Source organism: Roseibium sp., assembly GCF_025698965.1.
Classification (GTDB): domain Bacteria; phylum Pseudomonadota; class Alphaproteobacteria; order Rhizobiales; family Stappiaceae; genus Roseibium.
In genome coordinates, this window is sequence record NZ_JAILWL010000331.1 from 1 (window position 1) to 7,455 (window position 7,455).

6 protein-coding genes are annotated in these 7,455 nt (G+C 54.3%); all 6 read left to right on the forward strand.

The window, feature by feature from the left end; all coding sequences use genetic code 11:
* Positions 1 to 1,298, forward strand: a 1,298-nt coding sequence (locus tag K5905_RS22670; RefSeq protein ID WP_297588086.1) for a mechanosensitive ion channel family protein, incomplete at its 5' end; no start/stop codon positions are given.
* A 115-nt stretch (positions 1,299 to 1,413) separates the two neighbouring features.
* A complete protein-coding gene (locus K5905_RS22675; protein WP_297588089.1) occupies positions 1,414 to 2,463 on the forward strand; it encodes a hypothetical protein in 1,050 nt (349 codons plus the stop codon).
* Positions 2,464 to 2,490: 27 nt separating this feature from the next.
* Complete coding sequence (locus K5905_RS22680; protein ID WP_297588092.1) at positions 2,491 to 3,366, forward strand: hypothetical protein; 876 nt, start codon at positions 2,491 to 2,493, stop codon at positions 3,364 to 3,366.
* 569 nt (positions 3,367 to 3,935) lie between these two features.
* On the forward strand, positions 3,936 to 4,925 hold the full coding sequence (locus tag K5905_RS22685) for a metalloregulator ArsR/SmtB family transcription factor (RefSeq protein ID WP_297588095.1): 990 nt from the start codon (positions 3,936 to 3,938) through the stop codon (positions 4,923 to 4,925).
* A 1-nt stretch (position 4,926) separates the two neighbouring features.
* Entirely contained in the window at positions 4,927 to 5,838 is a 912-nt protein-coding gene (gene metF / locus K5905_RS22690) for a methylenetetrahydrofolate reductase [NAD(P)H] (RefSeq protein WP_297588098.1), read from the forward strand.
* Between the two features lie 200 nt (positions 5,839 to 6,038).
* On the forward strand, positions 6,039 to 7,455 hold a 1,417-nt coding region (locus tag K5905_RS22695), incomplete at its 3' end, for a homocysteine S-methyltransferase family protein (protein WP_297588100.1).

Here is a 7,455-nt window from a genome sequence, read left to right on the forward strand (position 1 = left end):
TGCCCGATGCGACAGGGCTGGTCGGTGCGCCGCTGCAGGTCATGCTGATGGCGTCCATCGCTTATGGACTTTTGATCCTGATCATCGACCGGCTTTTGCTGCCGCGACTTGATACTGTCGATGCGCAGGCAAAAATTGCGGAAGACATTCAACGAGCGGAGGAAAGCGAAGGCACCGATGACGATCCGGAAAGCGCGATGGCACAGGCGCGTGCGGAAGCCGCCGATCTCGAGGCTCAAAGGTCGCCGTTCCGGGATCTGTTCGATCGCGGTGCTGCCATCCTGGTTTTGTTTGGCGCACTGGATTTTCTTGCCGCATGGTGGGGGCTGCCCCTGGCTGGAAGTGGATCTCTGATCGGGTCATTTGTCGAAGTTCTGCTGGTCATGTTCCTTGGTTACATGGCCTATGAAGCGGTCAAAATCGTCATTGACCGGCAAATCGCCAAGGAAGCGCCTGCGGAACAGGATGAAGAAGTGGAAGTCGGAGGGGCCGGGGAAAGCCGGATTGCGACGCTTTTGCCGATTTTCCGAAACTTCCTCCTGATCACCATTGTGGTGATTGCCGCCATGGTCGTGCTGTCCGAACTGGGCGTGAATATCGCGCCACTCTTTGCCGGTGCCGGTGTGGTCGGTCTGGCGATTGGTTTTGGGGCTCAGACGCTTATTCGCGACATTTTTTCCGGTGCCTTCTACCTGATCGACGATGCTTTCCGGAAAGGTGAATATATCGATATCGGCAGCGCCAAGGGTGTTGTCGAGAAGATCTCTATCCGCTCGATGCAGTTGCGTCACCACCGGGGTGCGCTGACGACAGTGCCCTTTGGAGAAATCCAGCAGGTGGAAAACTTCTCCCGCGATTGGGCTGTCATGAAGCTTGGCTTCCGTGTCACCTATGACACTGACGTTGAGAAGATGCGCAAGATCATCAAAAACTTCGGCAAGGAGCTGCTGGAGGATGAGTATTACGGTCCGATGTTCCTGGCACCGCTGAAGTCACAGGGTATTCTTTCAATGGAAGACTCGGCCATGATTGCGCGGGTGAAATTCACCACGAAACCCGGCAAGCAATTTGAGTTGCGGAAAGTTGTTTACGCAGGCTTGCGGGATCTGTTCGAGAAAAACGGCATCAAGTTTGCGCACCGTCAGGTCACCGTGCGGGTCGCGGGTCAAGACGAAGAAAACAACAATGGTGTTGTGTCTCCTTCGATTGCTCAAGCAGCTGCTCAGGCCGCGGCAGCAGGGCTGATCGGCGAAGAAGACATGGACCAGAACGGCGGCGGTTCGGCTGACCAACTTTAGAGTTCAGGAGAAGGGCGCGGGAAATACCGCGCCCTTTTTTGTTTTTCTTTCAATTTCATAGACCGCAGCGCTGAAATCCGATATCGGTCCCGCGAACCAAAACAGCGGTATTTGAATGCGGATCGGTTTTCAGGCAGGGGCAATCAACGAACGTGGCATGAGTGTCGCGCTTTATGATTATGCTCTTGGCGTTCAGAATATTCTCGGCCATGAGGCGATCGTCTTTTTCAGCGAAGCAGACAGCAATGCCGAAGTCGTTGAAAAATTCAGAAAGTCGGTAAGGATGGTGCCGATGGTGCCCGGTCAGGATCCGCGCACCGTGAGCGAACCGTATCATCTTGATTTTTGTTACTACATTCGGGACGGCAGAAAACGACCCTTGGACGTGGTCGCCGAAAGGTCCGGTGTGCACGCGGTATTCCGGCATTTCGAACCTCATGGCGATGTTTATGCCTATGTTTCAGACTGGCTTGCCGATTGGATGAGCGGTGGGCAGGCACCGGCTGTACCGCACATTGTAGATTTGCCGGAAGCAGAGGGTTCTCTTCGGGATGAGTTGGGTATCCCGAAGGACGCCTTTGTCGTGGGGCGTTATGGCGGTTATGACCAGTTCAATATTCCGTTTGCTCACAAGTCCGTCGCTGAAGCGTTGGCGGTCCGGTCAAATCTTCATTTTCTGTTCGTGAACACCGAGAAATTCATAGATCACCCTCGCGCTTTGTTTTTGCCTCCAATCGTCAGGCAAGGAGACAAAGTGCGTTTTATCTCCAGCTGTGATGCCGGTTTGAATGCCAAGAAGATTGGTGAGAGCTTCGGACTGGCGATTGCCGAATTTCTGATGTTCGGAAAACCTGTGTTCAGCTGGGCGGGGGGGATGGACCAGAACCATGTTGCGATGAGCCCCAAGCGGGATTGGATTTACCGAACCCATGGAGAACTCTTGCATCTGTTGCGTGACTTTTCTCCGACGCCGGAAGATGGCGAATTGGCCAGGACCTCGGTTGAGTGCTATCGGCCGGCAGACGTCATGAAACGGTTTGACGATGTGTTTCTTTCCGGAACCTATCAGGCACAAGGACTGAAACTCACGCAAACATTCAAATCGAAGCGGTTTTTGCAGGAAAAAGCCATGCGGGCAAAGTTCAGGCTTTGGAAGAGCCTTTGATGCCTCACGCTCTAGGATAACGGCAAAATGAAACTGTTCGATTGTTTCGTCTTTCACAACGAATTTGATCTCCTGGAAATCCGACTGCGTGAAATGGGCAATCACGTCGATCACTTTGTCCTGGTTGAAGCCAACAAGACCCAACGGGGAGGCGCCAAGCCGTTTTACTTTGCTGAAAACCGCAGTCGTTTCTCTGAATGGGCAGACAAGATTATTGATCTGCAGATAGAATTTCCGGATGAACTGCCACCTGCGCTGGGCGTTTACAAAAACCGGCGGAGAGCAGACTGGGAGAGGGAAAACTACCAACGCAATTGCATTGCCCGCGCATTGGAGACCTGCGGTGAAGACGATCTGATCCTGCTGTCCGACGTCGATGAAATCGTCCGATCTGCAGTCCTGGAGAATGTTCTGCAAAAAGAACTATACAAAGGCCGGTTGCTGGTTTTCGAACAGAGTCTTCACAAGCATCATCTGAACCGAATTGTACCCGGTAAGTCCTGGCTTCTAGGCTCACGGATGATTGAAAAGAAATATTTCACGACACCGCAGAAATTGCGGCGCACCAAAGCGCGCATGACGAAAAAGAGCTACATTCCGGCATTTGTTGCGCAACCTTTGCTCATGATCAGGAACAACAACCTATCGGGCATCGGCCGTCCGGTGAAAATCATCCCGAATGCAGGTTGGCATTTTTCTTCAATGGGAGGTCTCGATGCGTTCAAGACCAAGCTGGAATCGGTTGTTCACGGTCAGACGGTAGACACAAGCGATATCGACAGGCTTTATGCAAAGGAACTGACTGGAACGGACCTCACTGCGTTAAGCGAACTCCCGGCGTGTGTTCAGGCCGGGAAATTCGATCATATGCTTGAACTTGAGAACACGTCCTCGATAGCGTGACGATCTTGGTTTTCAGACGAGACAAATACGGTTTCGGTGCCGCCACATTGTCTGAAACAATCCGGTTCGCAGATGATCTCCGGCAACATCTTGATCAGAAATCGGCATTTCAAGGCAGATAAGTGTTCTGTGTTCTGAAGTTGCCGGGGAGACCCGAAGAGCCGGCCACCGTTTGGCAACTGTTCTGGCAACTGTTCTGGCAGGTTTCGCCGGGCAGTGGAGACAAAGACCTTTGAGCTTTCTTCACGGTGATCACGACAGTACGCGCCGAATTCATGAGAGTGTCATCGAAAAAGCGGCTGATAGAAGCCGCGATGCCAACGACCGGCTGGTCGTTTTTTAAAAACAGGTAGTAAGTGCGGCGCGCGCGCAATCGCTCCGACTAGCACATAGCAGTGGTGGTCGAAGCGGTTTTTGAGCGAAGGGAATTTGAAAACAGCAGCGATATAGCAGTTTTTCGCCATTGGAGGCGGAAATGGACAAATTCATGTCGGTATTGTTTCAAGTGCTTGCATCCGACCGTAGATTGATATAAAGATATCTTTATATCGACATCGATGGCGAAGCGCATGACTGAAGAAAAGACCTTGTCCGTAGATGACACTCTTGCCGCCCTGAGGGCCGTAGGCGAGGCGACGCGGTTGCGTCTCGTCGCTTTGCTTGCTGAAAGTGAGCTTACGGTCAAGGACGCGACCGCAATTCTTGGACAAAGTCAGCCGCGTATCTCCCGCCACCTGAAGCTTCTTGCCGAGGCCGACCTGATCCAGCGCTTTCCGGAAGGGAGCTGGGTGTATTATCGTCTGGCTGAAGGGCCGGAAGGCCAGCTGGCGCGAGGGCTTGTTTCACGAATTTCCAGGGAAGACCCGGTACTGGCAGCAGACCAGGAACGGTTTCAGGCAATTCGGAAAGCAAAGGCGGAAGAGGCGGCTGCCTATTTTGCTGCACGGGCGCTCACCTGGGACAGGGAACGTTCGCTGCATGTTGCGGAAGAGGACGTTGAAAACGCAATGCGGGTGGCATTGGGCGACAAGCCGTTCCATTCTTTCCTTGATCTTGGCACCGGCACCGGCCGACTTTTAGAAGTCTTTGCCGATCAATATACAAATGCGCTCGGTATTGATGCGTCGCACGATATGCTTGCGGTCGCTCGAGCGAACCTGGCCAAGGCTGGGTTGACCAATACCCAGGTGCGTCATGGCGATGTCTATGCGCTGAACGTGCCACCACGCTCGTTCGATGTGGTCACGATCCATCAGGTCCTGCACTCGCTCGCCGAAGCGGCCCGAGCGCTGCGTCCCGGCGGGCGTCTGATGATTATCGATTTTGCCCCCCATGAGCTGGAATTCCTGCGCGACAAGCATGCGCATCGCCGGCTTGGTTTCGCCCATGACCAGATGGAGCGCTGGCTGGAGGCACTTGATCTCGATCTGGAACAGGTCACTGACCTGGTTCCGGGTGATGACACCAACTCCAATCTAACCGTTACGCTTTGGCTGGCTCGGGACCGACGCATTGTCACCGATTTGCCAGCACGAGACACGTCCCGAGAGGTCGCTTGACATGACAGAAGTTTCCACGCGCCGGTCGCATCAGTCCGCGCCATCACCGATCACGGCCTCATTCGAGTTTTTCCCGCCAAAATCCGACAAGATGGCGGAAACGCTCTGGTCGACGGTGCAACGTCTTGCGCCGCTGGATCCGTCCTTCGTATCAGTGACTTACGGTGCCGGTGGATCGACGCGCGAGCGGACCCACAAGACGGTTGAGCGCATCTTGACTGAAACCGATCTGGCTCCTGCTGCTCATCTGACTTGCGTTGGTGCGTCACGTGAAGAAGTCGATGCGATCGTGAAGGATTACTGGAAACTTGGCGTGCGCAGCCTGGTTGCCCTGCGTGGCGATCCTCTGGAAGGTATCGGAACCCGATACAATCCTCAGGATGACGGCTACGCCTATGCATCAGATCTGGTCGAGGGTATCAAGAAGATCGCCAATTTTGACGTCTCCGTATCCGGCTATCCGGAAAAGCATCCGGAGAGCGGTAACTGGCAGAGTGAAATCGACAATCTGAAGCGCAAGGTGGATGCCGGCGCCGATCGGATCATCACGCAATACTTTTTCGATAACGACCTGTTTGACGCCTATCTGGACCGGGTTGCTGCGGCCGGGATCAACATCCCGGTGATTCCAGGCATCCTGCCGATCCAGAACTTTGAACAGACCATGGTGTTTTCCGCAAAATGCGGAACCTCGATCCCCCAATGGGTAACGCGTCGTTTTGCGGGCCTTGCCAATGACCCGGAAACCCGCAAACTGGTCGGCGTCTCGATTGCCTGCGAGCAAGTCATGGATCTTGTCGATCGCGGCCTCAACGATTTCCATTTTTACACAATGAACCGTGCCGATCTGACGTTCGCTATCTGTCACATGCTCGGCATGGGGCAGCGTGAACAGGAAAAAGCCGCCGCCTGAAAAGGACAGCAGGGTATGTATCTGCACGAATGAGCTTTTTCCGGTCAGGAGAAAGAAATACACAGCCGCAGGCAAGGCTTTGGAGATGACCGGAACGGCTGAAAAGGCCGTCCGGCAAGCAAGTCAGCTTTTTGACGGTTCAGGCAAATGAGCCGGCAGACGTTTAAAACCAGAACCAGATCATCTGGAAGGAAATACCCGTGATCAAGTCCGACGCCTTCGAGCGCCTTCGTGACCTCGCCAAGACCCGTATTCTCGTGCTTGACGGTGCGATGGGGACCGAGATCCAGCTGCTGAAACTGGACGAAGCGGCCTATCGCGGTGAACGGTTCGCCGACTGGCCGAGCGACATCAAGGGCAACAACGATCTGCTCAGCCTCACTCAGCCCGATGCAATCCGGAAAATTCACGTCGACTATCTGGAAGCCGGGGCGGATATTCTTGAAACCAATACGTTTTCTTCCACCACAATCGCACAAGCCGATTACGGCATGGAAGAGCTGGCTTATGAACTGAACTTCGAAAGTGCGAAACTGGCGCGCGAGGCGTGTGATCTGGTTATGGCCAAGGACCCGTCGCGCCCACGTTTCGTTGCCGGCGCTCTTGGACCGACCAACCGCACCGCGTCCATTTCGCCGGACGTCAACAATCCGGGATACCGGGCCGTATCTTTCGACGATCTGCGGATTGCCTATGCGGAGGCTGTACGCGGTTTGATCGCAGGTGGTGCGGACCTTTTGCTGGTGGAGACCATCTTCGATACGCTGAACGCCAAGGCGGCGCTGTTTGCAATCGAGGAGGTGTTTGAAGAGAACGGCAAGATCCTGCCTGTCATGATCTCCGGAACGATCACCGACCTTTCAGGACGTACGCTGTCTGGCCAGACACCGGAAGCATTCTGGAATTCCGTCCGGCACACCGATCCACTGACCATCGGTCTGAACTGCGCACTTGGCGCCAAGGAAATGCGCGCTCATGTGGATGAGTTGGGCCGGGTAGCCGATACGCTTGTGTGCGCCTATCCCAATGCTGGGTTGCCGAATGAGTTTGGCGAGTATGACGAGAGCCCGGAACACATGGCCGGTCTCATCGAGGAATTTGCCTCTGCGGGTCTTGTGAATGTGGTTGGTGGCTGCTGCGGCACGACGCCAGCCCACATCAGGGCAATCGCGGAAGCTGTCGCAGATAAGAAACCCCGCGAAATTCCAGAGATCGAACGGCATATGCGCCTGTCCGGTCTGGAGCCGTTTGTGGTTACCGACGAGACCAACTTCGTCAATGTTGGAGAACGCACCAACGTCACCGGGTCTGCCCGCTTTCGAAAGCTGATCAAGGAAGGTGATTATTCAACAGCGCTGGATATTGCCCGGCAGCAGGTTGAAAACGGTGCCCAGATCATTGACGTCAATATGGACGAAGGCCTTCTTGATTCCGAAGAGGCGATGGTCACATTCCTCAATCTTGTGGCTGCTGAGCCGGATATCGCCAAAGTGCCTGTCATGATCGACAGTTCTAAATGGAGCGTGATCGAGGCCGGTCTGAAATGCATTCAGGGCAAGGGCGTGGTCAATTCGATTTCGATGAAGGAAGGTGAAGAAATTCAAAATCTCTCATGTA

Excerpts from the sequence above, each read along its gene's own strand:
- metF (WP_297588098.1), top strand. The coding sequence starts at position 4,927 with ATGACAGAAGTTTCCACGCGCCGGTCGCATCAGTCCGCGCCATCACCG.
- K5905_RS22685 (WP_297588095.1), top strand. The coding sequence starts at position 3,936 with ATGACTGAAGAAAAGACCTTGTCCGTAGATGACACTCTTGCCGCCCTG.
- K5905_RS22675 (WP_297588089.1), top strand. The coding sequence starts at position 1,414 with ATGCGGATCGGTTTTCAGGCAGGGGCAATCAACGAACGTGGCATGAGT.
- K5905_RS22680 (WP_297588092.1), top strand. The coding sequence starts at position 2,491 with ATGAAACTGTTCGATTGTTTCGTCTTTCACAACGAATTTGATCTCCTG.